Genomic DNA, 26,167 nt, shown 5'->3' with positions numbered 1-26,167 from the left:
CAGGATGCAAAAGAGAAGAAAGGCCGCTTGATGCGGCCTTTCGACTTTCTACTCGCCAGTTCCTTCCTACGCCACCGCCCCGCGCACCACCCTTGGCCCGACCTCGTTGGCCGCCACCGCCGCGGTGCGCGCCAGCACCGGCACCAACGCCGCCCCGGTATGGCTGCCCGGCGTGCGTGCCAGCACGTCCGGCGGCGCGGCGGCGACGATGGTGCCGCCGCCGTCGCCGCCTTCCGGGCCGAGATCGATGACCCAGTCGGCTTCGGCGATCACGTCGAGGTCGTGCTCGATCACCACCACGCTGTGGCCGCCGTCGACCAGACGGTGCAGCACGCGGATCAGCTTGGCCACGTCGGCCATATGCAGGCCCACGGTCGGCTCGTCCAGCACGTACAGCGTGTGCGGCGGCTTCTGGCCGCGGCGCGTGACGTCGTCGCGCACCTTGGCCAGTTCGGTGACCAGCTTGATGCGCTGCGCCTCCCCGCCCGACAGCGTCGGCGACGGCTGGCCCAGCGTCAGATAGCCGAGCCCCACGTCCTTGAGCAGCTGCAGCGGATGCGCGATGTTCGACTGCGCGGCGAAGAACTCCACCGCCTCGTCGATCTCCATCGTCAGCACCTCGCCGATATTGCGGCCGCGCCAGCTGACCGCCAGCGTCTCCGCATTGAAGCGCTGGCCATGGCAGACGTCGCACAGCACCTTGACGTCCGGCAGGAAGCTCATGCCGATGGTGCGCACGCCCTGGCCCTCGCAGGCCGGGCAGCGGCCGTCGCCGGTGTTGAACGAGAAGCGGGACGCGGTGTAACCGCGGGCCTTCGCTTCCAGCGTCTCGGCGAACAGCCGGCGGATCGCGTCCCAGACGCCGATATAGGTGGCCGGACAGGAGCGCGGCGTCTTGCCGATCGGAGTCTGGTCGACCTCGAGCACGCGATCGATCGCCTCCCAGCCGGTCACCGCCTCGCAGCCCTGCCAGACATGCTGGACGTCGAGCTTCTTCACGCCCACGCCCTTGCTGGCGCCCGCGGCGGGCTCGGCCTGCGCCGACTTGCGCGCGCGGCGCGTGGCCGGCGACGACAGCACCGAACGGCCGACCGCATCGAGCAGATTGGTCATCAGCACATCGCGCGCCAGCGTGGACTTGCCCGAGCCGCTGACGCCGGTGATGGCCACCAGCCGCGACAGCGGCAGGCTGGCGGTGACATTGCGCAGGTTGTGGAGCGTCGCGCCATGCACGGTCAGCCAGCGCTCGGGCACCGCCGTGTCGGCGGCGCTCGCCTTGCCTCGCGCTGGTGCCGTGACCGGCCGGCGCGCCTGCAGCGGATGGACGATCGGCCGGGCCAGGAACTGCCCGGTCAGCGACGACGGCTGCGCCGCCAGATCGGCGACGCCGCCCTGCGCGACCACATGGCCGCCGCGCTTGCCGGCGCCAGGGCCGATGTCGATGATGTGGTCGGCGCGGCGGATCGTGTCCTCGTCGTGCTCGACCACCACCAGCGTGTTGCCCTTGTCGCCGAGCTTGCGCAGGGCGTCGAGCAGGATGCGGTTGTCGCGCGGATGCAGGCCGATGGTCGGTTCGTCCAGCACATAGCAGACGCCCTGCAGATTGCTGCCGAGCTGCGCCGCGAGCCGGATCCGCTGCGCCTCGCCGCCCGACAGGCTGGGTGCGGCGCGGTCCAGGCTCAGATAGCCCAGGCCGACCTCTTCGAGGAACTCGAGCCGGCTGCGGATTTCGCTGACCACGTCGCGCGCGATCTCGGCGTCGCGGCCGCGCAGCGTCAGCTGCTCGATCCACGCGCGGGTCTGCGACACGGTCCACTGCGCGATGTCGACGATCGAGCGGCCGGCGAAGCTGACCGCGCGCGCGGCCGGGTTCAGCCGCGTGCCGTGGCACGAGGGGCAGGCCGCGTGGCCGACGCCTTCTGGTTCGATCTCCTCCGACGGGAGTGTCTGCTCGCGGCCGCGTTCGTCGCCGCCGATCACGCTGTCGTCATAGGCGGCGCGCTGTTCGCGCGTCAGCGCCAGGCCGGTGCCGACGCAGCTTTCGCACCAGCCGTGCTTGCTGTTGTACGAGAACATGCGCGGATCGAGCTCGGGATAGCTGGTACCGCAGGTCGGGCAGGCGCGCTTGGTCGAGAACACCTTGGTCTGGCCGACGCCGTCGCCGTTGTGGCCGTTGCCGAACGCCTCGCGCAGCCCATCGAGCGGTGCCAGCAGGTGCATCACGCCCTTGCCGTGCTCGAGCGCCTGCTCCAGCAGCGTGCGCAGCTCACCCTCGTTGTCGGGCGAGATCACCAGGTCGCCGACCGGCAGCTCGATCGTGTGTTCGCGGAAGCGGTCCAGCCGCGGCCACGGATCGACCGGCAGGAAGGCGCCGTCGACACGCAGATGCGTATGGCCGCGCGCCTTCGCCCATTTGGCGAGATCGGTGTAGACGCCCTTGCGGTTGACCACCAGCGGCGCCAGCAGGCCGACATGCTGGCCGCGGTATTCGCGCAGCAGCTGCGCGACGATCGATTCGGGGCTCTGCGCGCTGACCGGCGTGCCGTCGTGCACGCAGTGCTGCAGGCCGAGCTTGACGTACAGCAGCCGCAGGAAGTGCCAGACCTCGGAGGTGGTCGCCACCGTGCTCTTGCGGCCGCCGCGCGACAGGCGCTGCTCGATCGCCACGGTCGGCGGAATGCCGAACACCGCGTCGACCTCGGGCCGGCCCGCCGGCTGCACGATCGAGCGCGCGTAGGCGTTCAGCGATTCGAGATAGCGGCGCTGCCCCTCGTGGAACAGGATGTCGAAGGCCAGCGTCGACTTGCCCGAGCCCGATACGCCGGTCACGACGTTGAACTTGTTGTGCGGGATGTCGACGTTCAGCGACTTCAGGTTGTGCTCGTGCGCGTTGACGATGCGCACCACGTTCTCGCCCTGGACCTCGGCCAGCGCGCGCCGCGCGCGGCGGGCCGCCGGCGAGCCGTGCGCCGACTGCAGCCGCAGCGCGTCGTGCTCGGCCTGCGCATCGCTGCGGCCGATCTGGCTTTCGTACTGCAGCAGCGCCGCGCCGGTATGCGACTGGGCGCAGCGCTTGACGTCGTCCGGCGTGCCGGCGCAGACGAGCTGGCCGCCGGCGTCGCCCCCTTCGGGGCCCAGGTCGATCAGCCAGTCGGCCGCGCGGATCACGTCCAGGTTGTGCTCGATCACGATCAGCGAATGCCCGCCATCGAGCAGCTTGCCGAAGGCGCGCATCAGCTTGGCGATGTCGTCGAAGTGCAGGCCGGTGGTCGGCTCGTCGAACATGAACAGCCGGCCTTCGCTGGCGTCCGGCGCGACGCGCTTGCGCGCCGCCTGCGCGGTCTCGGCGAGGAAGCCGGCCAGCTTCAGGCGCTGCGCCTCGCCGCCCGACAGCGTCGGCACCGGCTGGCCCAGCTTCACGTATTCGAGGCCGACGTCGACGATCGGCTGCAGCACGCGCAGCACCTCGGCATCGGCCGCGAACAGCGCCACCGCCTCGCTGACGGTCAGCTCCAGCACGTCGGCGATGCCCAGCGCCCGGCCGCCGCGTTCGATCTTCACTTCCAGGATTTCGGCGCGATAGCGGCTGCCGTCGCAATCCGGGCAGCGCAGGTAGACGTCGGACAGGAACTGCATCTCGACGTGCTCGAAGCCGGAGCCGCCGCAGGTCGGGCAGCGTCCGTCGCCCGAGTTGAAGCTGAAGGTGCCGGCGGTATAGCCGCGCTGCTTGGCCAGCGGCGCCTTGGCGAACAGCTTGCGGATCTCGTCGAAGGCGCCGACATAGCTGGCCGGATTGGAGCGCGCGGTCTTGCCGATCGGCGACTGGTCGACGAACACGGCATCGCCGATCTGCTCGGCGCCGACCAGCGCGCGGTGCGCGCCGGGGGCTTCGGTGGCGCGGCCGAAATGGCGGGCCAGCGCGGGGTGCAGCACGTCCTGGATCAGCGTCGACTTGCCCGAGCCCGATACGCCGGTCACGCAGACCAGGCGCTGCAGCGGGATCGACACGGTGACGTCCTGCAGATTGTGTTCGCTGGCGCCTTCGAGCACCAGCCGCGGCGTGGCCTCGTCGACCGGCCGGCGGACCCAGTCCGACGCATCGGCGACGCGGCGCTGGCCACCCAGGTATTGCCCGGTCAGCGTGCCGGCGTGGCGGATCTCGGCCGGCGTGCCGTCGTAGACGATCTCGCCGCCGCGCTCGCCCGGGCCCGGGCCCATGTCGATCAGGCGGTCGGCGGCCAGCATCACCGAGGGATCGTGCTCGACCACCACCAGCGTATTGCCGGCATCGCGCAGCCGCCGCATCGCCTCGACGATCCGGTTCAGGTCGCGCGGGTGCAGGCCGATGCTCGGCTCGTCGAGCACGAACAGCGTGTTGACCAGCGAGGTGCCGAGCGCGGTGGTCAGGTTGATCCGCTGCACCTCGCCGCCGGACAGCGTGCGGCTCTGGCGGTCCAGCGTCAGATAGCCGATGCCGACGTCGCACAGATACTTGAGCCGCGTGCGCACCTCGGTCAGCAGCAGCTTCAGCGCGTCGTCGAGCAGCACGCTGGGCAGCGTCAGCGTGTCGAAGAAACGGCGGATCCGTTCGATCGGCAGCAGCATCAGGTCGTGCACGGTCAGGCCGGGCAGGGCCTCCAGCTGCTCGCGCCGCCAGGCCACGCCGCGCGGCATCACGCGGCGGGCCGGGTCGAGCACCGCGTCCGCGTTCTCGCGCGAGCCCAGGCGCCACAGCATCGCCTCGGTCTTGAGGCGCGCGCCGCCGCAGGTGTCGCACAGCGTGTAGCTGCGGTACTTCGACAGCAGCACGCGGATATGCATCTTGTAGGCCTTCGACTCCAGGTAGTCGAAGAAGCGGCGCACGCCGTACCACTGGCTGTTCCACTTGCCGTTCCAGGCGGGGTCGCCGTCGATGACCCAGTCGCGCTGTTGCTGCGTCAGCTCGGCCCACGGCGTGTCGCGCGGAATGCCGGCGCGCGCGGCGTAGCGCATCAGGTCGTCCTGGCACTCCTTCCAGGCCGGTGTCTGCATCGGCTTGATCGCGCCCTGGCGCAGCGTCTTGCGGCCGTCGGGGATCACCAGGCCGAGATCGACGCCGATCACGCGGCCGAAGCCGCGGCAGGCCTCGCAGGCGCCGTAGGCGGAGTTGAACGAGAACAGCGCCGGCTGCGGATCGGCATAGCGCAGGTCGCTCTCGGGGCAGTGCAGGCCGGTGGAGAAGCGCCAGATGGTCGCTTCGGCGTCGCCGGCTTCCGTGGAGGCGGCGTCGCCCTCGGGCAGTACGTAGATGCTGACGCGGCCGGCGCCGCGCTTGAGCGACGATTCGATCGCCTCGACCACGCGGGCCTTGTCGGCACGCTGCAGGCGGAAGCGGTCGGCCACCACGTCGAGCATCTTGCGCGGGCCGGTTGGCGAGTTGACCACCCGCTGCGCCTGCACGCGGGTATAGCCGCTGACCGACAGCCATTGCGCGATCTCGTCCTCGCTCGCCGATTCCGGCAGTTCGACCGGGAAGGTGACCGCCAGGCGCGGGTCGCCGTCGCGGGTGCGCTCGAGCAGTTCGGCGTAGATCGTCTCGGGGGTGTCGTGGCGTACCGGCAGCGCCGTTTCGCGGTCGAACAGCTGGGCGGCGCGCGCGAACAGCAGCTTCAGGTGGTCGTTCAGCTCCGTCATGGTGCCGACCGTCGAGCGCGAGCTGCGCACCGGATTGGTCTGGTCGATCGCGATGGCCGGCGGCACGCCCTCGACGCGCTCGACCTGGGGCCGGTCCATCCGGTCGAGGAACTGGCGGGCGTACGCGCTGAAGGTCTCGACATAGCGCCGCTGCCCCTCGGCATAGAGGGTATCGAAGACGAGGCTCGATTTGCCGGAGCCGGACGGACCCGTGACCACCGTCATTTCGCCGGTGCGCAGGTCCAGATCGACTTGCTTGAGATTGTGCTGACGCGCGCCGCGGATGCGGATGACGCCGGAAGACATGGGGAGGAATCCTTTCGATGGCCGCACCGCGCCCAGGGCCGGGGCGGTGGAAAGTCGGGCGTAAACTTTAGCAAAAGTCCCGCGGACGCGTCCGGATGCCACGCCGGCGCCGCCCGGCGGCCCGCCACGGGTCACCGGACGTGGTCCGCCGCACCGACTGCCACCGGCCGCCGGCGCGCCCCTTTGCACAGATTCCGGGTGTTTTCAAGAAGACTCCGCTTGCCGCGCCCCATAGCATGGCCGCGCCGGCGGTGGGCGCGTCCGGTCGAGCGGCATACCGCTCCGCCTCCGGAACCCCGCAGGCAGCCCCGGCGGCCGCCGGCAACCACCAGCCATCGGCGCCCACCCGCGGCCACCCACAGCGACCCGCCAGCCCACCGCCGCCCCTCACGCCGCCAGCCCGTCGCCTCGGCACCCGGCTGGCAACCGGTGCCGCGACCCTCCGCGGCGCCCATCCCAAATGCCAGGAGAACACGCATGGTGCTACCAACCAGGAGTTTCATCGATGCCAAGCCTGCCGGTGCGCCGGGCGGCGCATCGACCGTGGAAGAGACGGCGGTCGCCGACCTGCACGTGGCCATCGCGCGTGGCGACGCGGCGGCGATCGACAAGCTGGCGGCCGCGCAACCGACGCTGCTGCGCCTGCCGGACCGCGATGGCAACAGCGCGCTGCACCTGGCGATGCTCGCCGGCGGCGAGCTGAAGACCGTCGAAGCGCTGCTGCGGCACGGCGCCGATCCGGCGCTGACCAACGCCAACGGCGATACCGCGCTGCATCTGGCGTTTCGGCTCCGGCCGTCAGCGCCGCAACTGGTGCGCACGTTGCTGCGCCAGCTGGAGGAGCAGGGCGCCCACGCCGCGAAGCTGGCGCTGTCGGCCCGCAATGCCGATCGTCGGCCGCCGGTGGCACTGGCACCGCTGACGGACGGCGATGCGATGGCAGGCGACGCGGCACTGTCGGCGACCATCGGCGAACTGGTGGCGGACTATCTCGGCTGGCTCGCAAGCAGCGGCACCGACGGACTGGCGCACGCCGCCGGCAACGGCGACATCGCGCAACTGACGCCGTGGCTGGCGCGGGCCGAATCGTTGTCGCTGCCGCTGTCGCCGCGGGGCCACGGAGCACTGGCCATCGCCGCGGGGCGCGGCCAGCTGGCGGCGATGCGCGAGCTGATCGCGGCGGCGCAGCCGCACGGCGCCTGGCTGGTCGATCTGGCCTCCTTCCCGGACGGCGAAACACCGCTGGCGCGCGCCGCCACCTTCGGCCAGCGCGAGGCCGTGGCGCTGCTGCTCGCGCATGGGGCGGCGGTCGACGGCCGCGACGCCGCGCGCCGCACGCCGCTGATGCGCGCCACGGTCTACGGCCATGCGGACGTCGCCGCCACGCTGCTGGCGGCCGGCGCCGATCCGCGCGCGCGCCAGGCCGAAGGCTGGACGCCGCTGCACTACGCCGCCGCAGCGCTGCATCCGGAGGTGGTGTCGATGCTGGTGATGCATGGCGCCGGCGATGGCATCCAGCAGCGCAACGCCGCGATGCGCACGCCGCTGCTGCTGGCGGTCGGCAGCGACGAGCTCGGGCGGTCCCCGGCCGTGCGTGCGCGCACGGTGGCCTTGCTGCTGCAGGCGGGCGCCAGCGTCGATGCGGCCGATCAGCGTGGCATGACGGCGCTGATGGTCGCCGCACGGTCCGGTGATGCCGGCGTGGTTGGACTGCTGCTCGATGCCGGCGCCAATGCGCAGTTGCGCAATGCGAAGGGGCACACCGCGCTGACGCTGGCGCAGTCCGCGGGACAGCGCGAAGTCGCCGCGCTGCTGGCGCCGCGGTCACCGGTCTGAGTGAAGGCCCGACGTGAGCGCCGGGCCGCGGATTCACCGCAAGGCCGTGGCTGCCGGGGCGGCGGCCCGGCCCTGCGGCGCTTCGCCGGTTTCCGCCTCGGCGTGCCACCAGCCGCCGCCCAGCGCCTGCAGCAGCGCGGCGGAATCCGCCAGACGGTCGGCGCTGGCGCGCGTCAGCGCCAGCGTGGTCTCGCGATGCTGGCGTTGCGCATCGATCAGCGCCAGCTGGCTGACGCCACCCAGCCGGTATTGCTCGGTGACGATGGCCAGCGTCGAGGCGGCGCGCTGGGCCGCTTCGGCCCGCGCGCGCAGCGTGGCGGCATCGCTGTGGACCGCCTGCAGCGCATCGGCGACCTCGCGCAGCCCCTGCAGCACCGCCTGCCGGTGCGCCGCCAGCGCCTGCCGATAGGCCGCCTGTGCGGCGCGTTGCCGCGCCCGCAGCGCGCCGCCGCGAAACACCGGCTGCACCAGTCCCGCGGCGACATTCCACACATTGAGGTGATCGAACAGATCGCCGCCCGTGCGCGACTGCGTGCCCGCGCTCGCCGACAGCGTCAGGCTCGGATACAGGTTGGCGGTGGCCACGCCGATATCGGCGCTGGCCCGATGCAGCAGCGCCTCGGCCGCGCGGATATCGGGACGCCGGCGCGCCAGCGCCGACGGCAGGCTGACCGGCAAGGCGTCGGGCAGCCGCAGTTCGGCAAGGCGAAATACCGGCACGGCGCCGGCTGTTGCGCTCGAGCCGGGTTCGCCCGGTTCGCCCGCGGCGTCCGGCGGCAATCCCAGATAGATCGCCAGCTGATGCCGCGTCGCCGCCAGCTGCCGCGACAGGCCGGGCAGCAGCGCCTCGGTCTGCGCCAGTTCGCCGCGCTGGCGCTCGGCCTCGACCGCGGCGGTCCCGCCGAGCGCGACGCCTTGCTCGACGATCGCCAGCTGCCGCCGCTGCGCGTCGATCAGCGCCTCGGTGTCGTCGATCTGCGCGCGCAGGCTGGCCTCGCGAATGGCCGCGGTGGCGACATTGGTGGCGAGCGACAGCCGCGCGGCCTCGAGTTCGTAGCGCTGGAAGTCGACCGCCGCGCGCAGGCCTTCGAGTTCGCGCCGCTGCGCGCCGAACAGGTCCAGCACATACGAGACGCGCACCGAGGCGCCATATAGCGTGAACGGCGGGGGGCTGGGGAAGGCGGTGATGCCCATCGATTCGATATTGACCTGCTGGCGGGCCGCGTCGAGCCGCGCATCGATGGCGGGCCACTGCGCGATGCCGGCCGCGGCCGCGTAGTCGTGCTGCGCCCGTTCAAGACTGGCCTGCGCCTGCGCCAGCGTCGGGCTGTTGGCCAGCGCGGTGCGGATCGCGCCGTCGAGCGCCGGGCTGCCGAACAGCGACCACCACTGCGCCGGCACGTCGGCGCCGTCGACCAGATGCTGCGCGTCGCCGTGCCGCGCGGGCGTCGTCGCCGAGGTCGTGGTCGGCGGCAGCGGCGCGGCGCCATAGCGCGCGCTGTCCGGGGCGGGCGGTGCGACGAAGTCCGGGCCGACCGCGCAGCCGGCCAGCAGCGCTGCGGCGGCAAGCGGCGCCAGCCGTTTGCATCGGAACGCGGACAGGGTCATGGCAATCTCCTTGCGGGCATCGACGTAGGGCGTGCGCATCGGCCGGGCCTCAATCGAGCGTACGGCGATAGAAGCGCACCGCGATCGCCATCACCACCGCGGTGAACAGCAGCAGCGGCCAGACATTGGGCCAGAGCTCGGCCCAGCCGCTGCCCTTGAGCAGGATGCCGCGGATCATCCGGTGGAAGTAGGTCATCGGCAGCAGGTTGCCGATCGCCTGCGCCCACTGCGGCATGCCCTGGAACGGGAACATGAAGCCCGACAGCAGGATGCCGGGCAGGAAATAGAAGAAGGTCAGCTGCATCGCCTGCAGCTGGTTCTGCGCCAGCGACGACAGCGTGATGCCGACCGTCAGGTTGGCAGCGATGAACAGCAGCGCCGCCAGGTAGACCGCGACCACCGAGCCGACGAAGGGCACGCCGAAGACCCAGCGCGCCGCCAGCAGGATGATGGTGCTCTGGATCAGGCCGATGAAGACATAGGGCACGATCTTGCCGGTCATCACTTCCAGCGGGCGCACCGGCGTGGCGAGCAGGTTTTCCATCGTGCCGCGCTCGCGTTCGCGCGTCATCGCCAGGCCGGTCATCATCACCATCGTCATCGACAGGATCACGCCCATCAGGCCCGGCACGATGTTGTACTGGGTCAACCCCTCGGGGTTGTAGAGCCGGTGCACCTGCACATCGAAGGCGGGCTTGCCGCTGGCGAGACGGGACAGCGGTCCCTTCAGGTCCTTGTCGGCGACCGCGACGGGCATCTGCGACAGCGCGGCCAGCGCGGCGCCGGTCGCCGAAGGGTCGGTGGCGTCGGCCTCGACCAGCACCGCGGGCCGTTCGCCGCGCAGCAGCCGGCGCGTGAAGTCAGGCGGAATGGTGACGACGAACTGCAGCTCGCCGCGCATCAGGGCCTCGCGTCCCGCCGCCTCGTCGGGCAGCGTGCCGACCACGCGGAAATAGCGCGAGGCCTGCATGCTGGCCACCAGCGAGCGGGTGAATTCGCTGTGGTCGGCGGCGATGACACCGGTGGGCAGCTGGCGCGGGTCGGTATTGATCGCGAAGCCGAACAGCAGCAGCTGCAGCACCGGCAGTCCGACGATCATGCCGAAGGTCACGCGGTCGCGGCGCAGCTGCAGGAACTCCTTCAGCACGATGCTCCACCAGCGCCGCAGCGAGAAGCCGAGGCGTTCGCCGTGTGCGCGCGCCTCGCCCCTCATTGCCGGGCACCCCCCGCTCGCGCAGGGGGCTCGCCCTCGGCGCGCATATTGTCGTCGGCCCGTTTCATCATGTGGATGAACACGTCCTCCAGGCTGGTGTCCACCGGCGCGATCCGATGCGAGCCTTCGGCGGCAAGCCGCCGCAACGTGGCTTCCAGCGCGGCTGCGTCGCGGCCGGTCACGTGCAGCGCGTTGCCGAACACCACGGTCTGCTCGACCGCCGGCTCGTCGGCGAGCCGGCGCGACAGCGCGTTCAGGTCGCCGCCCTCGACCGACCAGGTCGACAGGCCCTGCGCCGCCACCACCTGTTCGGCGGTGCCCTGGGCCAGCAGCTTGCCGTAGGCGATATAGGCGAGCTTGTGGCAGCGTTCGGCCTCGTCCATGTAGTGCGTGCTGACCAGCACCGAGATGCCGCGCGCGGCCAGCCGGTGCAACTGCTCCCAGAAGTCGCGGCGCGCCTTCGGATCGACGCCGGCGGTCGGCTCGTCGAGCAGCAGCAGTTCCGGTTCGTGCAGCAGGCACGCCGCCAGCGCCAGCCGCTGCTTCCAGCCGCCCGACAGCGCGCCGGCGAGCTGGCGCGCGCGGCTGGCCAGTCCCAGTCCGTCGAGCGCGTGCTCGACCGCCGCCTTGCGATCGGGCACGCCGTAGACGCGTGCGACGAAGTCGAGGTTCTCGCGGATCGACAGGTCTTCCCAGTACGAGAATTTTTGCGTCATATAGCCGACGCGGCGCTTGATCTGCGCGCTGTCGCGCAGGATATCGAAGCCCAGGCAGGTGCCGTGGCCCGCGTCGGGCGTCAGCAGCCCGCACATCATCCGGATCGACGTGGTCTTGCCGCTGCCGTTGGGGCCGAGGAAGCCGAAGATCTCGCCGCGGCGCACCTGCAGCGTCAGGCCGTCGACCACCTGCTTGTCGCCGAAGCGCTTGCCGAGGTCGTGCACGTCGATCGCCAGTTCGGGCGCGCCGCGCTCGGCCGCCGAAGTGCCGGCTGGCACGGTGCCGTTCATGGGCGTGCTCCGCTTGCCGCTGCTGCCGATGCGGGTGCGGTGCCACCCGCTGCGGCCGGCTCGACCTCCACCGGCTGGCCCGGATGCAGCCGCGCCGCGTCGGCAGGCGCCGGGCGCGCCTCGACCAGGAAGACCAGCTTGCGCCGCGTTTCGTTGCTGTAGATCACCGGCGGCGTGTATTCGGCCTGGCTCGAGACATAGCGGATGGTGGCGGGGATCGCGGCGCCGCAGCCGTCGCAGGTCAGCCGTACGGCTTGCCCGGGCCGCAGCGTGCCGATCGCCGCTTCGGGCACGAAGAAGCGGACCTTGACGTTGCCCGGCGGCAGCAGCCGCACCACCGGACTGCCCGCCGGCACCCATTCGCCCTGCCGGTAGAGCGTGTCGTAGACCAGGCTGGCCGCGGGCGCGGCGATCGCCTTGCGCGACAGCCGCCAGTCGGCCTGCGCCAGCGCGGCGCGCGCGGCCTCGACCTGGGCCTGCTGCGCCCCTCGGCGCGCCTCGCGGCCGGGCAGGCGCGCCACCGCCAGATCGCTGCGCAACTCGCGCACACGGGCGGCGTCGGCCTGCGCGGTGGCGCGGCTCTGCTCGAGCTGGGCCTGCGGAATCGCGCCGATGCGCAGCTGGGCCTCGTCGCGCACCAGCGCGGCGGCGCTGCGCTGGTGCGCGGCTTCGGCCTGCGCCAGTTGCGCGCGGATCGCGTCGATCTCGGGCGGCCGCCGCCCGGTCTGCAGATCGGCGAACTCGGCCTGGGCGGCTTCGAGTTGCGCCACCGCCTGGGCGCGCGCGGCCGATTCTTCCTCGGTCTCCAGCGCGAACAGCGGCGCGCCGGCGGCGACCCGCTGGCCGCGTTCGACGGTCAGCCGTTCCAGCCGTCCGGCGAACGGCGAGGCGAGATGGACGAACTCGCCTTCGACATAGCCCTGCCAGCGCGGCGGGGGCGCATCGCCGCACGCCGCCAGGCCCAGTGCCGCCGCCAGTGCGCAAGCCGGCAACAGCCTGGCGCGCCGGGCGCCATGCCGGTGACGCTGGCGCGGGTCGAGGGGTGAGGGGGTGGCGTCGGGCATGGCGGCTCGATGGTGCGGGTCAGCGGCGTTCGGCGGGGCGGCCCCGGCGGCCGCTTGTGCCGGGGTTGACTGAGCGGATGCCATGCGTCAGCAGCGCGCGCGCATGCGCGACCATGGCATCGACATCGACGGCATCGGCGCCGGGCAGGCGCCGCCAGATATGGCCGGTCGCCAGCGGCAGCAGCGCCAGCCCGATCACCGAGACCATCAGCAGCGGCGGCGCGAGCGCGGCATCGATGCGGCCGCGCTCGCGCGCGGCGCTCAGCGCGGCGACCACGACGCCCAGCCGCTGCAGGCCGAAGCGCTGCATCACGCGTTCGCGCAGCTGGCCCTCGCCGGTGACGATCTCGCGCACCCACAACGCCGGAAACCAAGGCGTCGCGACGGCCGCGCGGATCAGCCGCTCGGCAATGCCGGCCAGCAGCGCGGCGGGGTCGGCGGCCGTGTCGGCAGCTGCGTCGTCGGCATTGGCATTGGCACTGGCATTGGCTTCGTCCGGCCCGGCCGGCGCAAACACGCGGTCGACCAGCGGCCCCAGCCGTTCCTCGGCGACCGCGTCGAGCAGGCGGCCGCGGTCGCCGAAGTAATAGTGGACCAGCGCCGGCGTCACGCCGGCACGGGCCGCGATGGCCTTGACCTGGGTCGCCGCGATGCCGTGCTCGGCAAACAGCGTGACGGCGGCGTCGAGCAGGCGCTCGCGCTGGTCTTCGGCGGCAAGCGCGCGGCCCGGTCCGCGCGCCGGCGCGCTGCCGAGGCCCTTGACCGCTGCGGCGCTGCGCCCCGGACGCCCCGGGCGGCGCAGCGGGGCGCCTTCCTGCGGTGAAGCGGGCAGGGCGGCAGCGGAAGCGGCGGAGGAGCGGGAGCGGCGGGCGGTCATGGTCGGGATCTCGTTCGCTGGATATTAATTGGCACATTAATTAATTCAAGGCCTGTTACAAAGAAGCCGGCGTTGCGCTGTCGCGCGCACGCCGGCCTGGCCTTGCCTTGGGGGTTACTGCCGCGCGTTGCGCCGGTTATCGGGCCACGGCGTGTTGAAGTTGGTGCGGAACGGGTTGATGTCGAGGCCGCCGCGCCGCGTATAGCGCGCGTAGACCGCCAGCTTGACCGGCTTGCACTGGCGCAGCACGTCCACGAAGATGCGCTCGACGCACTGCTCGTGGAACTCGTTGTGGTTGCGGAAGGAGATCAGGTATTTCAGCAGCCCCTCCTGGTCGATCGGCGCGCCGACATAGCGGATCTGCACGCTGCCCCAGTCGGGCTGGCCGGTGACCAGGCAGTTCGACTTCAGCAGATGCGAGACCAGCGTCTCCTCGACCGGCGTCTCTTCCTGATCCGCGCGCAGCAGCTGCGGCGCCGGCTCGTAGATGTCGGTCTCGATATCGAGCCGGTCCAGCAGCAGGCCGTCGAGCTCGCCCATCTGCTGGCGGGCGAAGTCGGGTTCGGCGGTCAGCCGCACCTGCACCGCGCCGCCGGTCGCTTCGGACAGGTCCTGCCGCAGCAGCTGCTGCAGCGCCTCGGGGGATTCGAGCCGGGTCTGGTTGAAGCTGTTCAGGTACAGCTTGAACGATTTCGATTCGACGATGTTCGGCGTGTCGGCCGGAATGATGAAGCTGGCCAGCGCGACCTGGGGCTTGCCCTTCGGGTTGAGCCAGGACAGTTCGTAGGCATTCCAGATGTCCACGCCGAAGAACGGCACCGCGCGGCCTTCGGGCAGGCCGATCTCGGCGCGCTTGGGCGCGCGCGGGATCGGAAACAGCAGGCTGGCGTCGTACTCGGTCTTGTAGGCCGAGACTTTGCCCAGCGGCGAATGTTCGGGCACGGTCATGAGGACTCCTGTCGGGTTCCGCGATGCAAGGATTTGCGGTGGTTCGGGCGGTTCGGCGGCGCGGCGCAGGCCGTCACGCCAGGAACAGCTTGTAGACGGGGTTGTCGGTTTCTTCCCAGTGTAAGTAACCGAGCGTGGCAAGGAAGGCCTTGAATTCGCGCTTCTCGTTCTTCGGCACCTGGATGCCGACCAGGATGTTCGACGTGTCGGCGCCCTGGTTGCGGTAGTGGAACAGGCTGATGTTCCAGTTCGGGCTCATGCTCGACAGGAATTTCATCAGCGCGCCCGGGCGCTCCGGGAATTCGAAGCGGTACAGCAGCTCGTCCTGGGCCAGCGCGGAGTGCCCGCCGACCATATAGCGGATGTGCTGCTTGGCCAGCTCGTCGTTCGACAGGTCCAGCGCGGCAAAGCCGTGGCGGCGGAAGGCCGCGGCGATCTTGTCGCTTTCGGCGCGGCTGCCGATCTGCACGCCGACGAAGATGTGCGCGAGCTGGTTGTCGGCGATCCGGTAGTTGAACTCGGTCACGTTGCGCGTGCCCAGCTGTTCGCAGAAGCGGCGGAAGCTGCCGCGTTCCTCGGGGATGGTCACCGCGAACACCGCCTCGCGCGCCTCGCCGACCTCGGCCCGTTCGGCGACGAAGCGCAGGCGGTCGAAGTTCATGTTGGCGCCCGAGGCGATCGCCACCAGGTTCTTGCCCTTGAGCTTCTCGCGCTCGGCATACGCCTTCAGCCCGGCCACGGCCAGCGCGCCCGACGGCTCCAGGATGCTGCGGGTGTCCTGGAACACGTCCTTGACGCCGGCGCACAGCGCATCGGTATCGACCAGCACGATCTCGTCGACCAGCTCGCGCGCGATGCGGAAGGTCTCCTTGCCGGCCAGCTTGACCGCGGTGCCGTCCGAGAACAGGCCCACGTCCTTCAGTTCGACGCGCTTGCCGGCATCGATCGAGCGCTTCATCGCATCGGAATCGACCGTCTGCACGCCGATCACCTTGATCTCCGGCCGCACCGCCTTGATGTACGACGCCACGCCGGCGATCAGCCCGCCGCCGCCGATCGCGACGAACACCGCGTGGATCGGACCCGGATGCTGGCGCAGGATTTCCATCGCGACGGTCCCCTGGCCGGCGATCACCTCGGGATCGTCGAACGGATGGATGAAGGTGAGCTTGTGCTTGCGCTGCAGTTCGGCGGCGTGCTGGTAGGCGTCGCTGTACGACTCGCCGTGCAGCACCACCTGCACCCACTTGCCGCCGTGCTTGCGCACCGCGTCGATCTTGACCTGCGGCGTGGTCACCGGCATCGCGATGATGGCCTTGCACTCCATCCGCGCCGCGGCCAGCGCGACGCCCTGCGCGTGGTTGCCGGCCGAGGCGGCGATCACGCCGCGCTTCAGTTCGTCGGGCGTCAGCGAGGCCATCTTGTTGTAGGCGCCGCGCAGCTTGAACGAGAACACCGGCTGGGTGTCCTCGCGCTTGAACCAGACCCCGTTGCCGATTCGCGCCGACAGTTCGCGGGCGTAGGTCAGCTCGGTCTCCTGCGCCACGTCGTACACCTTGGCGGTCAGGATCTTCTTCAGGTAGTCGGGTTTGCTGGCTGTCTTGCGGGTCATGTCGACGACCGGCGCGGGGCCGGATTGGATGGACGGAAGAAGGCGGAGGGCCGGCGCTGGGGGCGGGGCGCAGGGGCGGCTCGGGGTCGCGGCGCGCTGTGCCGCTGCGTGGCTGCGCCGCCCCCGGCATCGGCCGTGGCATTCGGGAAACCGCTAATGATAAAGGATCGGGCGGCGCCGGGTCCGCATGGAGCACGGTGCCGCGCGACGGTGCACGCGGCTGAAGCGCGCCGCACCGCCGCAGTGCAGCGGCGGCCCGGCGGATGCCCTGGTGACGCATCCGCCTTGTAGGACGCCGTCCGGTGGACGCTCGTCAAGCTATCGTGATACGGTGTGCGGCGATGTCATCCCTTCCGCTGATCGATCCCGATAACGCGCTATTCCTCGACTTCGACGGCACGCTGGCCGACCTGGCGCCACGCCCGGAGCTCGTGCAGGTCGAGGCGGGACTGGTGGGAACGCTGCGCACGCTGCACCGGCAGCTGGGCGGCGCGGTGGCGATCGTATCGGGGCGCACCATCGCCGAACTCGACGTCTTTCTCGCGCCGCTGCAACTGCCCACCGCGGGCGTGCACGGTGCCGAGCTGCGCGACGCCGAGGGCCGGCGGCTCGAGGTCCCGGCCCCTGATCTGGACCGGCTGCACCGCCGGCTCGAGGATTTCGCGCAGGCCCATCCGGGGCTGCGGCTCGAGCGCAAGCCGATGGCGCTGGCGGTGCACTACCGCGCGGCGCCCGAGCTCGAGACGCTGGTGCGCGAGCAGGTCGCCCAGGCGCTGGGCGATGTCAGCGGACTGGAAATGCTCCACGGCAAGATGGTGGTCGAGGTCAAGCCGGCCGGCGTCACCAAGGGCAGCGCGGTCGAGCTGATCATGCGTTCGCCGCCCTTCGCGGGCCGCATGCCGATCTTCGCCGGCGACGACGTGACCGACGAGGACGGCTTTGCGATGGTCGCCCATCTGGGCGGAGTCGGCGTGCTGGTCGGCCAGCGGCAGAGCGCCGCCACCGTCAGCGTGCCGGCGCCCGCGGACCTGCGCGCGTGGCTGCACCGCAGCGCCAGGGCGCTCGATGGCAGTCCCGCCGGCGCGGCGCCGGCCGCGCATGCCGGCGAGAGCCCCGGCGATAGCGCCACCGATATGGCGACCGACACAGCGGCCGACACCACGTCCGACACCGCGCCCGGCACCACGCCCGTCCCTGCGGCCGCCGCAGGCCCGTCCGGCACCGGCGCCAGCCCATCCGCGTCCACCACCTCATCCTGACAAGGGGGAAGTTTGTGAGTCAGCCCGAATCCGGCGTAGCGCGCAACCGCGCCGACGAGATCAACAGCGACGGCACACAGCAGGGCGGGCGATATTGCCCGCCTTCGCTATCGCTGGGCATGATCGGCAATTGCGCGTTCTCCGCGCTGGTCGATTCGCGCGGCCGCATCGTCTGGTGCTGCCTGCCGCGCTTCGATGGCGATCCGGTCTTCAACGCGCTGCTCGACCCGAGCGAGAACGCGGGCCATTTCTCGATCGAGATCGAGGACTTCGCCGAATCGCGCCAGTGGTACGAGCCGAACACCGCGGTGCTGCGCACGCGGCTGACCGACCGCCACGGCAACTGTCTCGAGATCACCGATTTCGCGCCGCGCTTCTTCCGCCTGGGCCGCTATTTCCGTCCGTTGACGCTGGTGCGGCGGATCCGCCCGGTCAAGGGCGCGCCGCGCGTGCGCGTGTCGATCGCGCCGCGCTTCAACTGGGGCCGCACGAAGCCGCAGACCTCGCGCGGCAGCAGCCATGTCCGCTTCATCGGCGACGACATGACGCTGCGGATGACGACCGACGCGCCGCTGACCTATGTGATGGCCAACACGCCGTTCCTGGTCACGCAGGGCATGAACTTCATCCTCGGCCCCGACGAGACGCTGCAGCACGGCGTCGACGAGACCGCGCGCGACTTCGAGCAGGAGACCATCTCGTACTGGAAGCTGTGGACACGCCGGCTGGCGGTGCCGCGCGAATGGCAGGACGCGGTGATCCGCGCCGCCATCACGCTGAAGATGTCGCTGTACGAGGAGACCGGCGCGATCGTCGCCGCGATGACCACCAGCATCCCGGAAGCGCCGCACAGCGGCCGCAACTGGGACTATCGCTTCTGCTGGCTGCGCGATGCCTTCTTCGTGATCCGCGCGCTGAACAGCCTGTCCGAAGTCGGCACGATGGAGGACTACCTGCGCTGGATGTCCAATGTGGTGATGCAGTCCAAGGACGGCCATATCCAGCCGCTGTACGGCATCGGCCTCGAACGCGAGCTGCCCGAGAGCGTGCTCGACCATGTCGCCGGCTACCGCGGCATGGGGCCGGTGCGGGTCGGCAACCAGGCGCAGGAACACTTCCAGCACGACGTCTACGGCAATGTGGTGCTGGGCGCCGCGCAGGCCTTTCACGACCACCGGCTGCTGCATCGCGGCGGCCCCGCCGAATACCGCGTGCTGGAGCAGGTCGGCGAGCAGGCGGTGCGCGTGTTCGGCACGCCGGACGCCGGCATGTGGGAGCTGCGCACCCGCGCAAGGGTGCATACGTCATCGGCGCTGATGAGCTGGGCGGCCTGCGACCGGCTCGCCAAGATCGGCGACAAGCTGCAGCTGCCCTCGCGCGCGGCCTACTGGCGCAAGCATGCGGAGACGATGCGCGAGCGCATCCTGCGCGAGTCGTGGAGCGAGGAGCGCCAGGCCTTCGCCGAGAGCTTCGGCGGACGCGAGCTCGACGCCAGCGTGCTGTTGATGGCCGAGGTCGGCTTCATCGATCCGCGCGACGCGCGCTTCGTCGCGACGATCGAGCGGCTGGAAGAGGTGCTGTGCGACGGCCCGTACATGCGCCGCTACGAGGCGCCCGACGATTTCGGCAAGCCCGAGACCGCCTTCAATATCTGCACCTTCTGGCGGATCGATGCGCTGGCGCGTATCGGCCGCAAGGAACAGGCACGCGAAATCTTCGAGGCGATGCTGGCCGCGCGCAATCCGCTCGGCCTGCTGTCCGAAGATACGCATCCGGTCACCGGCGAGATGTGGGGCAATTTCCCGCAGACCTATTCGATGGTCGGCCTGATCAACGGCGCGATGCGCCTGTCGTCGCCATGGGACGCGGTGATCTGAGCCGGCCCCGATTCACCGGGCGGCGCGCGCCGGCGCGCCGCCTCACAGGAGGCCTATGTCAAGACTGGTAGCGGTATCCAACCGCGTCGCCGACCCCCGCAATGCCGCCGCCGGCGGACTCGCGGTGGCGCTCGGCGAAACGCTGAATGCCACCGGCGGACTATGGTTCGGCTGGAGCGGCCGGGTCGTCGAGACCGCGCAGGGTGGCACGCCCGGAGAAGGCGAACTGCATCTGCAGCATGCCGGCGACGTGACGCTGGCCACGGTCGACCTGAGCCGCGAGGATCACGACGCCTACTACCTGGGCTACAGCAATGGCGTGCTGTGGCCGGTGTTCCACTACCGCGTCGATCTGGCCGATTTCGACGCCGGCCATCTGAACGTCTACCGCCGCGTCAACCAGCTGTTCGCGCGCAAGCTGGCGCCGCTGCTGCGGCCGGACGACATGATCTGGATCCACGACTATCACCTGATTCCGCTGGCCGCGGAACTGCGGGCGATGGGATGCGGCCAGCGCATCGGATTCTTCCTGCATATCCCGCTGCCGCCGCCGCCGATCCTGACCACGATTCCGCAGCACGAATGGCTGATGCGCGCGCTGTTCGCCTACGACCTGATCGGCTTCCAGAGCCAGGCCGACCTCGAGCACTTCGCGCGCTACGCGCAGTCCGAGGCGGGCGCCGAGCCGATGGGCGACCATCGCTACCGCGCCTTCCATCGCACCGTGCGGGCGCAGGCGTTTCCGATCGGCATCGACGTCGACGAGTTCGTGTCGCTCGGCAAGGGGCACGAGGCGCAGGAAACCTACGAGATGATGATGGGCCAGTACGCGCGCCGGCGGCTGCTGCTGGGCGTGGACCGGATGGACTATTCGAAGGGGCTGCCGGAGCGGCTGAAGGCGTTCCAGGCGCTGCTGGCGCAGTATCCCGAGAACCGTTCGAGCGCCACGCTGATCCAGATCGCGGCGCCGTCGCGCGAATCGGTCGACGCCTATGCCGATCTGCGCCGCCAGCTGGAAGGGATGTCGGGGTCGATCAACGGCGAGTACGGCGAACTGGACTGGATGCCGATCCGCTATATCCACCGCACCACGTCGCGCCGGCGCCTGCCGGGGCTGTGCCGCGCGGCGCGCGTCGCGCTGGTGACGCCGCTGCGCGACGGCATGAACCTGGTCGCCAAGGAATATATCGCCGCGCAGGACCCGGACGATCCCGGCGTGCTGGTGCTGTCGCGCTTCGCCGGCGCGGCCGAGCAGCTGAAGGAAGCGCTGCTGGTCAATCCCTACGATATCCAGGGCACCGCGCAGGCGATCCAGCAGGCGCTGCACATGCCGCTGGCCGAGCGGCAGAGCCGGCATCAGAAGCTGCTCGAGAACATCCGCGCCCAGGACGTGCACTGGTGGAGCCGTGAATACCTCCGCAGTCTGGCGGAGAGCGATCAGGGGTGAGCGAGGGAAACCGCCTCCCTCTCCCCAGCCCTCTCCCCCTGAGGGGGAGAGGGAGGACCCAATAGGGATGTCGGGCCTTGCTCCCCTCTCCCGCTCGCGGGAGAGGGCAGGCGGCGCGCGTTCAGCCGCAGCCAGTCAATGCAGATCCTCTGGCGTATCGATATCCCGGAACGCGCCGTCGTGATCGGTCAGGATCCGTGTCACGGCGCGGCCCTGCAGCAGCGCCCGCGCCCCCTCGTCGCCGTCCAGCCGCAACAGCGCGTCGCGCCAGCCGGGGCCGAACGCCACCGGGTGGCCGCGCCGGCCGTCGCGCCATGGCGCGGCGATCGCTTCGCTGCTGGCCTCCGGTGTGACAATGCTCAGCGCCACCGCGCGCACCAGTTCGACCGTCAGCCACGGCATGTCGGCCAGCGCCACCAGCCATCCGCGCGCGTCGGCGCGGGCTTCGACCGCCGCCGCCAGCGCGGCGCCCATGCCGGCCTCGGCGCGCGCGCAGGCCAGCACCGTGCAGCCGCCCTCGCTCAGTTCCCGTTCCAGCTCCGGCTGTCCCGGCCGCACCACGGCGATCGCGCCGGGCAGCGCGGTGGCCAGCGTGCGGGCGCTGTGCCACGCCACGGTGCGTCCGTCCGGCAGCGCTTGCAGCAGCTTGTTGCGCGCGCCGCCTGGATCGAAGCGGCGGCCGTAGCCGGCCGCCAGCAGGATGCCGGCCGGCAGATCCGAATCGATCAGCGGCCCGGACTGCATGCGCTGGCCTCGTTGGCCGCCAGTTCGCGCGCGGCCTTGGCGCCCTCGACCTGCAGGATGTCGGGCAGCGAGACATGGTTCTTCGCTGCGACCACCTCGGCCAGGATCGAGATCGCGATCTCCGGCGGCGTGCGGCTGCCGATATAGATGCCGACCGGTCCGTGCAGCCGCGCCAGCTGCGCGTCGTTCAGATCGAATTCCTTCAAACGCTCGCGCCGCGCCTGGTTGTTGCGCCGCGACCCCAGCGCGCCGACATAGAAGGCGCGCGTGCGCAGCGCCTCCATCAGCGCGAGGTCGTCGAGCTTCGGATCGTGCGTCAGCGCGATCACCGCGCAGCGCTCGTCCAGCTTCATCTCGATCACGGTGTCGTCCGGCATCGTGCGCACCATGGTGACGCCGGGGATGTCCCAGGTTTCGGTGTATTCCTCGCGCGGATCGCAGACCGTGACCTGGAAGCCCAGGCCGACCGCGATCTGGCACAGGTATTTCGACAGCTGTCCGGCGCCGATCACCAGCATCCGGTAGCGCGGCCCGTGGATCGTCGCCAGTGTGCGGCCGTCGAAGCTCAGGCCGTCGGTGGCCTGCGCCGGGCCCAGCGTGGCCTTGCCGGTCGCCATGTCGAGCGTGCGGGTCACCAGCCTGCCGTTCTCGACCGCGTCCAGCAGCTCGGCCAGGCCGCTGTCGGCCGTCACCGGTTCGGCGACCAGCTCGATGGTGCCGCCGCACGGCAGGCCGAAGCGGTGCGCCTCCTCGGCGCTGATGCCGTACTTGATCGCCTCCGGCGTGCGGGCCGCGATGCCTTCGCGCCGGACCCGGTCGATGATGTCGTCCTCGATGCAGCCGCCCGACACCGAGCCGACCACCAGCCCGTCGTCGCGCACCGCCAGCATCGCGCCCTCGGGGCGGGGCGACGAGCCCCAGGTCCTGACCACCGTGACCAGCAGCGTGCGGTGGCCTTCGGCGGTCCACCGCACACTGCTTTTCAGGACTTCGAGATCCACGCTGTCCATGATCGCTTCCGTTTCGTTTGTTCGCCTTCGGCCGAATCGGCCGCAGAAGGTTCATCCGCCGGCGACGCGCCGCCGCTGACCGCCTCGCAGAAGCGCGTGAAGAAGGTGTCCGCCATCTTGCGGGCGGCACCATCGACCAGCCGCGAGCCGATCTGCGCGATCTTGCCGCCGACCTGCGCCTGCACCGTGTACGACAGCACGGTCTCGTCGCCGTCCGGGTCCAGCCGCACCTTCGCGGTGCCCTTGCCGAAGCCCGCCGCGCCGCCCTGGCCGTCGAACGCGATGGTATAGCTGTCCGGCGCCTGGATGTCCTGCAGCGCCATCCGGCCCTTGAACTTCGCCTTCACCGGCCCGACCGCGGCGGTCATGCTCAGCAGGTAGGCGTTGTCGCCATCGGGCTCGATACTCTCACATCCGGGAATGCAATGCTGGAGCAGGGCCGTGTCGTTCAACGCCTCCCAGGCGACCTGCTGCGGCACCGGCAGCCGGTGGGTTTGGGTCATTTCCATGGTGCGGGGTTCTCCTTGTCGTTGTTGGCGGACCGGCGCGCCGATGGCGCCGCGAGCAGCGATTCCAGCGCGAACAGGCTGGCCAGGTTGTGGGCGGGGCGCAGCGCGTCGACATGCGGCAGGATCGCCTGCACGCCGCGGGCCTGCGGCGTGAAGCCCGCGTAGCGCAGCAGCGGATTGAGCCAGACGATGCGATGGGCGAAGCGCCGCAGGCGCGCCATCTCGTCGCCCAGCAGGTCGATCCGCTCGTGATCGAGGCCGTCGGTGACCAGCAGCACGGTGGCGCGGCCGCCCAGCGTGCGGCGCGCCCACTGGCGGTTGAAGGTCGTCAGCGCGGCGCCGATGCGCGTGCCGCCGGCCCAGTCGCGCACCTGCTGTGCGATGGTCTCCACGGCATCGTCGGGATCCCGCTCGCGCAGCGCCCGGCTGACATTGGTCAGCCGCGTGCCGAACAGGAACACCGACAGCCGCTCGCGCGATTGCATCAACGCATGACAGAAGTACAGCACCGCGCGCGAATACTGGCTCATCGACCCCGAGATATCGAGCAGCAGCACCAGCGGCGGGCGTCGCTCGGCGTGGCGGCGGTATTTCCAGCGCATCCATTCGCCGTGCTGGCGCACCGCCAGCCGCGCGCTCGCGCGCAGGTCGGCGTGGGTGCCGTGGGCGGCGGCGCGCAGCCGGCGCGTGCGCTCGGTTGCCAGATGCGTGCGGCGCGCGCGGATCAGATGCTGCAGCGCGCGCCATTCGTCGGCCGACAGCGTATCGAAGTCGCGCTGCGCCAGCCGCTCCTGCGCGGAGAAGGTCAGCACCGCGCCGATGCGCTGCTCCGCCGGCGACGGGGCCGGTGCGGATGGCTCGGCGGGCGGCTTGCGCGCGGCCAGCGCGTCGGCGAGGCGGTTGCTGCGGCGAGGCGGCGGCGCGCCGGCGTCCACGCGCGGCAGCAGCAGCGCGCGCAGCTTGCCCTCCCAATCAGGGTCGCGCCAGAACAGGTCGAAGGCGGCGTCGAACAGTGGGCGTTGGTCGGGGCCGGACAGCATCAGCGCGGCCAGCGTCGCGCGCACCTCGTCGCGCCGGCCCAGGTCGACGTGCCGCAGCGCCTGCAGCGCGTCGACGGCCTGCGCCGGCGACAGCGGCAGGCCGGCGCCACGCAGCAGCCGCACGAAATGGGTGATATTGCGCGCCAGCACCGGCAGCTCGGGAACGGTACGTGCCGCGGCCTGGCCGTCCGGCGCCGTGGCGGCGCGTGGCATCGGTGAAGCCGCGTCGGCTGGCGGGCGCGGCGTCACTCAGCGCTCCCCGGCCGGCTCCGTCGGCGTGCCGGCCAGCAGTTCGGCCACGGTCGGCCCGTCGACGCGCGCGAGATCGTCCTGGTATTTGAGCAGTACGCCGAGGGTGTCGCGCACCGAATCGGGATCGAGTTCCGTCACGCCGAGCGCCGCCAGCGCGCGGCACCAGTCGATCGCCTCGGCGATGCCGGGCGCCTTGAACAGGTCGATGCCGCGCAGCCGGTGCACGAAGTCGATCGCCTGCGTCTGCAGCGCCGCCGCGGCCTCCGGCGCGCGGGCGGCGACGATGTCAAGCTCGCGCTGGCGCTCGGGATAGCCGATCCAGCGATAGAGGCAGCGGCGCTTGAGCGCGTCGTGAACCTCGCGCGTGCGGTTCGACGTGATCACGATCAGCGGCGGGCGCTGCGCGGCGATGCGGCCGATCTCGGGGATCGACACCTGGTATTCGGACAGCACCTCGAGCAGGAAGGCCTCGAACGGTTCGTCGGCGCGGTCGATCTCGTCGATCAGGAGCACGCGCGGCCCCGCGGGGGCGGCAGGGTCGGGCAGCAGCGCCTCCAGCAGCGGGCGCTTGAGCAGGAATTCGTCGCGGTACAGCGATTGCGCCTCGGGCCGTTCGCCGCGCGCCTCGGCCAGGCGCAGCGCCATGATCTGGCGCGGATAGTCCCATTCGTACAGCGCGCTGGCGGCGTCGAGTCCCTCGTAGCACTGCAGCCGCAACAGCCTGGTGCCGAGGCCAGCGGCGATCGCCTGCGCCAGCGCGGTCTTGCCGACGCCCGGTTCCCCTTCGAGAAACAGCGGGCGCTGCATCTTCAGCGCGAGGAACAGCACGGTCGCGGTCTCGCGGTCGGCGAAGTATTGCTCGCGCTGGAGCAGCGTCAGGGTCTGGTCGATCGAAGCGGGCAGCATGAAGGCGAGGTCGGACGACAGGACGGGTAGAGGCGGCGGCAGTGAACGAGGCCGGATCGCGGGAAGAACCGCGGCAAGCAGGCGGACCGGCAAGCCGGTCCGCTGCTGCGCTTCAGCACGATCAGGAAGGTTGCGAGGAACCCTGCCCCAGCGCCTGCTCGACCGCGCGCGCCGCCAGCACCGGAATCAGATGCGCCCGGTACTCGGCGGACCCGTGCAGGTCGTCGTTCAGGCCCTCGGTCGGGATCGTCACCGCCCGCGCGGCCGCCGCGCTGAAGTCCGCCGACAGCGCGCGCTCCAGCGGCTCGCAGCGGAACACCGCGTCGGCGGCACCGGTGACGGCCACGCGCACGTCTGCGCCGCTGCTGCTACTGCCATCTGCCCCGCCGACGCCCCTGGCCACCATCACGCCGACCAGCGCAAAGCGCGAGGCCGGGTTGCGGAACTTGACGTAGGCGGCCTGGCGCGGACAGGGGAAGCGCACCGCGGTGATCAGCTCGTCCGGCTCGAGCGCGGTCTCGTACATGCCGACGAAGAAATCGTCGGCGGCGATGCTGCGCCGGTCGGTCACCACGGTGGCGTTCAGGCCCAGCACCGCGGCCGGATAGCAGGCGGCCGGATCGTTGTTGGCGATCGAGCCGCCCAGCGTGCCGAGCGCCCGTACCTGGCGGTCGCCGATGCCACCGGCCAGCGCGGCCAGCGCCGGCAGCCGGCGCTTGACCTCGGGGTGCGCCTCGACATCGGCGTGCCGCGCGCCGGCGCCGATCACCAGCGTGTCGCCTTCGACACGGATGTCGCGAATGCCGGGAATGCGGTTGATGTCGACCAGCGTCGACGGCGCGGCCAGACGCAGCTTCATCGCCGCGATCAGGCTCTGCCCGCCCGCCACGATCTTCGCATCGGGGTCGCTGCGCAGCAGCGCGGCCGCCGCCTGGGCATCGGTCGCGCGTTGGAACTGGAATGCGTACATGGATGTCTC

The 26,167-nt window shown here is 71.0% G+C and carries 18 protein-coding genes; 4 read left to right on the top strand and 14 right to left on the bottom strand.

Going from position 1 to position 26,167, the window contains the following annotated elements:
• Nucleotides 1-66: 66 nt before the first annotated feature.
• Nucleotides 67-5,979 (bottom strand): excinuclease ABC subunit UvrA, encoded by a 5,913-nt coding sequence (uvrA, locus tag M1D55_RS22665; protein WP_456281891.1) that lies wholly within the window; start codon nt 5,977-5,979, stop codon nt 67-69.
• Nucleotides 5,980-6,456: 477 nt separating this feature from the next.
• On the opposite strand from uvrA, the gene M1D55_RS22660 reads away from it, so the two are divergent.
• Complete coding sequence (locus M1D55_RS22660) at nt 6,457-7,815, top strand: ankyrin repeat domain-containing protein (protein ID WP_456281890.1); 1,359 nt, start codon at nt 6,457-6,459, stop codon at nt 7,813-7,815.
• A 33-nt stretch (nt 7,816-7,848) separates the two neighbouring features.
• Here M1D55_RS22660 and M1D55_RS22655 read toward each other — a convergent pair whose 3' ends face one another.
• The 7 genes from M1D55_RS22655 to ilvA form a co-directional block, all read right to left on the bottom strand.
• Entirely contained in the window at nt 7,849-9,423 is a 1,575-nt protein-coding gene (locus M1D55_RS22655; RefSeq protein WP_456281889.1) for an efflux transporter outer membrane subunit, read from the bottom strand.
• Nucleotides 9,424-9,472: 49 nt separating this feature from the next.
• The gene (locus M1D55_RS22650) at nt 9,473-10,636 is read right to left on the bottom strand and encodes an ABC transporter permease (protein WP_456281888.1); all 1,164 of its coding nucleotides are present in this window, start codon (nt 10,634-10,636) and stop codon (nt 9,473-9,475) included.
• On the bottom strand, nt 10,633-11,643 hold the full coding sequence (locus M1D55_RS22645) for an ATP-binding cassette domain-containing protein (RefSeq protein WP_456281887.1): 1,011 nt from the start codon (nt 11,641-11,643) through the stop codon (nt 10,633-10,635). The genes M1D55_RS22650 and M1D55_RS22645 overlap by 4 nt, the downstream gene beginning before the upstream one ends.
• A complete protein-coding gene (locus tag M1D55_RS22640; RefSeq protein WP_456281886.1) occupies nt 11,640-12,707 on the bottom strand; it encodes an HlyD family secretion protein in 1,068 nt (355 codons plus the stop codon). Before M1D55_RS22640 ends, M1D55_RS22645 begins: the two co-directional genes overlap by 4 nt.
• 19 nt (nt 12,708-12,726) lie before the next feature.
• Nucleotides 12,727-13,584: a TetR/AcrR family transcriptional regulator gene (locus M1D55_RS22635; protein ID WP_456281885.1), complete on the bottom strand. Its 858-nt coding sequence runs from the start codon at nt 13,582-13,584 to the stop codon at nt 12,727-12,729.
• 114 nt (nt 13,585-13,698) lie between these two features.
• On the bottom strand, nt 13,699-14,532 hold the full coding sequence (gene queF / locus M1D55_RS22630) for an NADPH-dependent 7-cyano-7-deazaguanine reductase QueF (protein WP_006577922.1): 834 nt from the start codon (nt 14,530-14,532) through the stop codon (nt 13,699-13,701).
• 73 nt (nt 14,533-14,605) lie between these two features.
• Complete coding sequence (gene ilvA / locus M1D55_RS22625; RefSeq protein ID WP_023264521.1) at nt 14,606-16,144, bottom strand: threonine ammonia-lyase, biosynthetic; 1,539 nt, start codon at nt 16,142-16,144, stop codon at nt 14,606-14,608.
• A gap of 341 nt (nt 16,145-16,485) precedes the next feature.
• Between ilvA and otsB the strand changes: the two genes are divergently transcribed.
• The 3 genes from otsB (at nt 16,486) to otsA (ending at nt 20,727) form a co-directional block, all read left to right on the top strand.
• Entirely contained in the window at nt 16,486-17,403 is a 918-nt protein-coding gene (otsB, locus tag M1D55_RS22620) for a trehalose-phosphatase (RefSeq protein ID WP_456281884.1), read from the top strand.
• A 119-nt stretch (nt 17,404-17,522) separates the two neighbouring features.
• Nucleotides 17,523-19,280 carry a glycoside hydrolase family 15 protein gene (locus M1D55_RS22615; protein WP_144425869.1) on the top strand — a complete coding sequence of 586 codons (1,758 nt, stop codon included), beginning with the start codon at nt 17,523-17,525 and terminating at the stop codon, nt 19,278-19,280.
• A 55-nt stretch (nt 19,281-19,335) separates the two neighbouring features.
• A complete protein-coding gene (gene otsA / locus M1D55_RS22610) occupies nt 19,336-20,727 on the top strand; it encodes an alpha,alpha-trehalose-phosphate synthase (UDP-forming) (protein WP_064572583.1) in 1,392 nt (463 codons plus the stop codon).
• 135 nt (nt 20,728-20,862) lie between these two features.
• Here otsA and M1D55_RS22605 read toward each other — a convergent pair whose 3' ends face one another.
• The 6 genes from M1D55_RS22605 to M1D55_RS22580 all read right to left on the bottom strand — a co-directional run bounded on the left by M1D55_RS22605 (nt 20,863) and on the right by M1D55_RS22580 (nt 26,158).
• On the bottom strand, nt 20,863-21,471 hold the full coding sequence (locus tag M1D55_RS22605) for a nucleotidyltransferase family protein (protein WP_456281883.1): 609 nt from the start codon (nt 21,469-21,471) through the stop codon (nt 20,863-20,865).
• Complete coding sequence (locus M1D55_RS22600) at nt 21,453-22,481, bottom strand: XdhC family protein (protein ID WP_064572587.1); 1,029 nt, start codon at nt 22,479-22,481, stop codon at nt 21,453-21,455. Before M1D55_RS22600 ends, M1D55_RS22605 begins: the two co-directional genes overlap by 19 nt.
• Nucleotides 22,454-22,990 (bottom strand): CoxG family protein, encoded by a 537-nt coding sequence (locus tag M1D55_RS22595; RefSeq protein WP_043440339.1) that lies wholly within the window; start codon nt 22,988-22,990, stop codon nt 22,454-22,456. Before M1D55_RS22595 ends, M1D55_RS22600 begins: the two co-directional genes overlap by 28 nt.
• The gene (locus M1D55_RS22590; protein ID WP_456281882.1) at nt 22,981-24,243 is read right to left on the bottom strand and encodes a vWA domain-containing protein; all 1,263 of its coding nucleotides are present in this window, start codon (nt 24,241-24,243) and stop codon (nt 22,981-22,983) included. The genes M1D55_RS22595 and M1D55_RS22590 overlap by 10 nt, the downstream gene beginning before the upstream one ends.
• A 36-nt stretch (nt 24,244-24,279) precedes the next feature.
• Nucleotides 24,280-25,188 carry an AAA family ATPase gene (locus M1D55_RS22585; protein ID WP_064572589.1) on the bottom strand — a complete coding sequence of 303 codons (909 nt, stop codon included), beginning with the start codon at nt 25,186-25,188 and terminating at the stop codon, nt 24,280-24,282.
• Between the two features lie 121 nt (nt 25,189-25,309).
• Entirely contained in the window at nt 25,310-26,158 is an 849-nt protein-coding gene (locus M1D55_RS22580; protein ID WP_456281881.1) for an FAD binding domain-containing protein, read from the bottom strand.
• Nucleotides 26,159-26,167 lie beyond the last annotated feature (9 nt).

It is taken from the genome of Cupriavidus sp. JZ107, assembly GCF_053903255.1.
The sequence above is the reverse complement of the archived record's forward strand: the minus strand, read 5'-3'. Positions and strand labels throughout refer to the sequence as shown.

What these genes read in the sequence shown, in the direction of transcription:
- uvrA (WP_456281891.1), bottom strand. Translation starts at nt 5,979, where the DNA reads ATGTCTTCCGGCGTCATCCGCATCCGCGGCGCGCGTCAGCACAATCTC.
- M1D55_RS22660 (WP_456281890.1), top strand. Translation starts at nt 6,457, where the DNA reads ATGGTGCTACCAACCAGGAGTTTCATCGATGCCAAGCCTGCCGGTGCG.
- M1D55_RS22655 (WP_456281889.1), bottom strand. Translation starts at nt 9,423, where the DNA reads ATGACCCTGTCCGCGTTCCGATGCAAACGGCTGGCGCCGCTTGCCGCC.
- M1D55_RS22650 (WP_456281888.1), bottom strand. Translation starts at nt 10,636, where the DNA reads ATGAGGGGCGAGGCGCGCGCACACGGCGAACGCCTCGGCTTCTCGCTG.
- M1D55_RS22645 (WP_456281887.1), bottom strand. Translation starts at nt 11,643, where the DNA reads ATGAACGGCACCGTGCCAGCCGGCACTTCGGCGGCCGAGCGCGGCGCG.
- M1D55_RS22640 (WP_456281886.1), bottom strand. Translation starts at nt 12,707, where the DNA reads ATGCCCGACGCCACCCCCTCACCCCTCGACCCGCGCCAGCGTCACCGG.
- M1D55_RS22635 (WP_456281885.1), bottom strand. Translation starts at nt 13,584, where the DNA reads ATGACCGCCCGCCGCTCCCGCTCCTCCGCCGCTTCCGCTGCCGCCCTG.
- queF (WP_006577922.1), bottom strand. Translation starts at nt 14,532, where the DNA reads ATGACCGTGCCCGAACATTCGCCGCTGGGCAAAGTCTCGGCCTACAAG.
- ilvA (WP_023264521.1), bottom strand. Translation starts at nt 16,144, where the DNA reads ATGACCCGCAAGACAGCCAGCAAACCCGACTACCTGAAGAAGATCCTG.
- otsB (WP_456281884.1), top strand. Translation starts at nt 16,486, where the DNA reads ATGTCATCCCTTCCGCTGATCGATCCCGATAACGCGCTATTCCTCGAC.
- M1D55_RS22615 (WP_144425869.1), top strand. Translation starts at nt 17,523, where the DNA reads ATGATCGGCAATTGCGCGTTCTCCGCGCTGGTCGATTCGCGCGGCCGC.
- otsA (WP_064572583.1), top strand. Translation starts at nt 19,336, where the DNA reads ATGTCAAGACTGGTAGCGGTATCCAACCGCGTCGCCGACCCCCGCAAT.
- M1D55_RS22605 (WP_456281883.1), bottom strand. Translation starts at nt 21,471, where the DNA reads ATGCAGTCCGGGCCGCTGATCGATTCGGATCTGCCGGCCGGCATCCTG.
- M1D55_RS22600 (WP_064572587.1), bottom strand. Translation starts at nt 22,481, where the DNA reads ATGGACAGCGTGGATCTCGAAGTCCTGAAAAGCAGTGTGCGGTGGACC.
- M1D55_RS22595 (WP_043440339.1), bottom strand. Translation starts at nt 22,990, where the DNA reads ATGGAAATGACCCAAACCCACCGGCTGCCGGTGCCGCAGCAGGTCGCC.
- M1D55_RS22590 (WP_456281882.1), bottom strand. Translation starts at nt 24,243, where the DNA reads ATGCCACGCGCCGCCACGGCGCCGGACGGCCAGGCCGCGGCACGTACC.
- M1D55_RS22585 (WP_064572589.1), bottom strand. Translation starts at nt 25,188, where the DNA reads ATGCTGCCCGCTTCGATCGACCAGACCCTGACGCTGCTCCAGCGCGAG.
- M1D55_RS22580 (WP_456281881.1), bottom strand. Translation starts at nt 26,158, where the DNA reads ATGTACGCATTCCAGTTCCAACGCGCGACCGATGCCCAGGCGGCGGCC.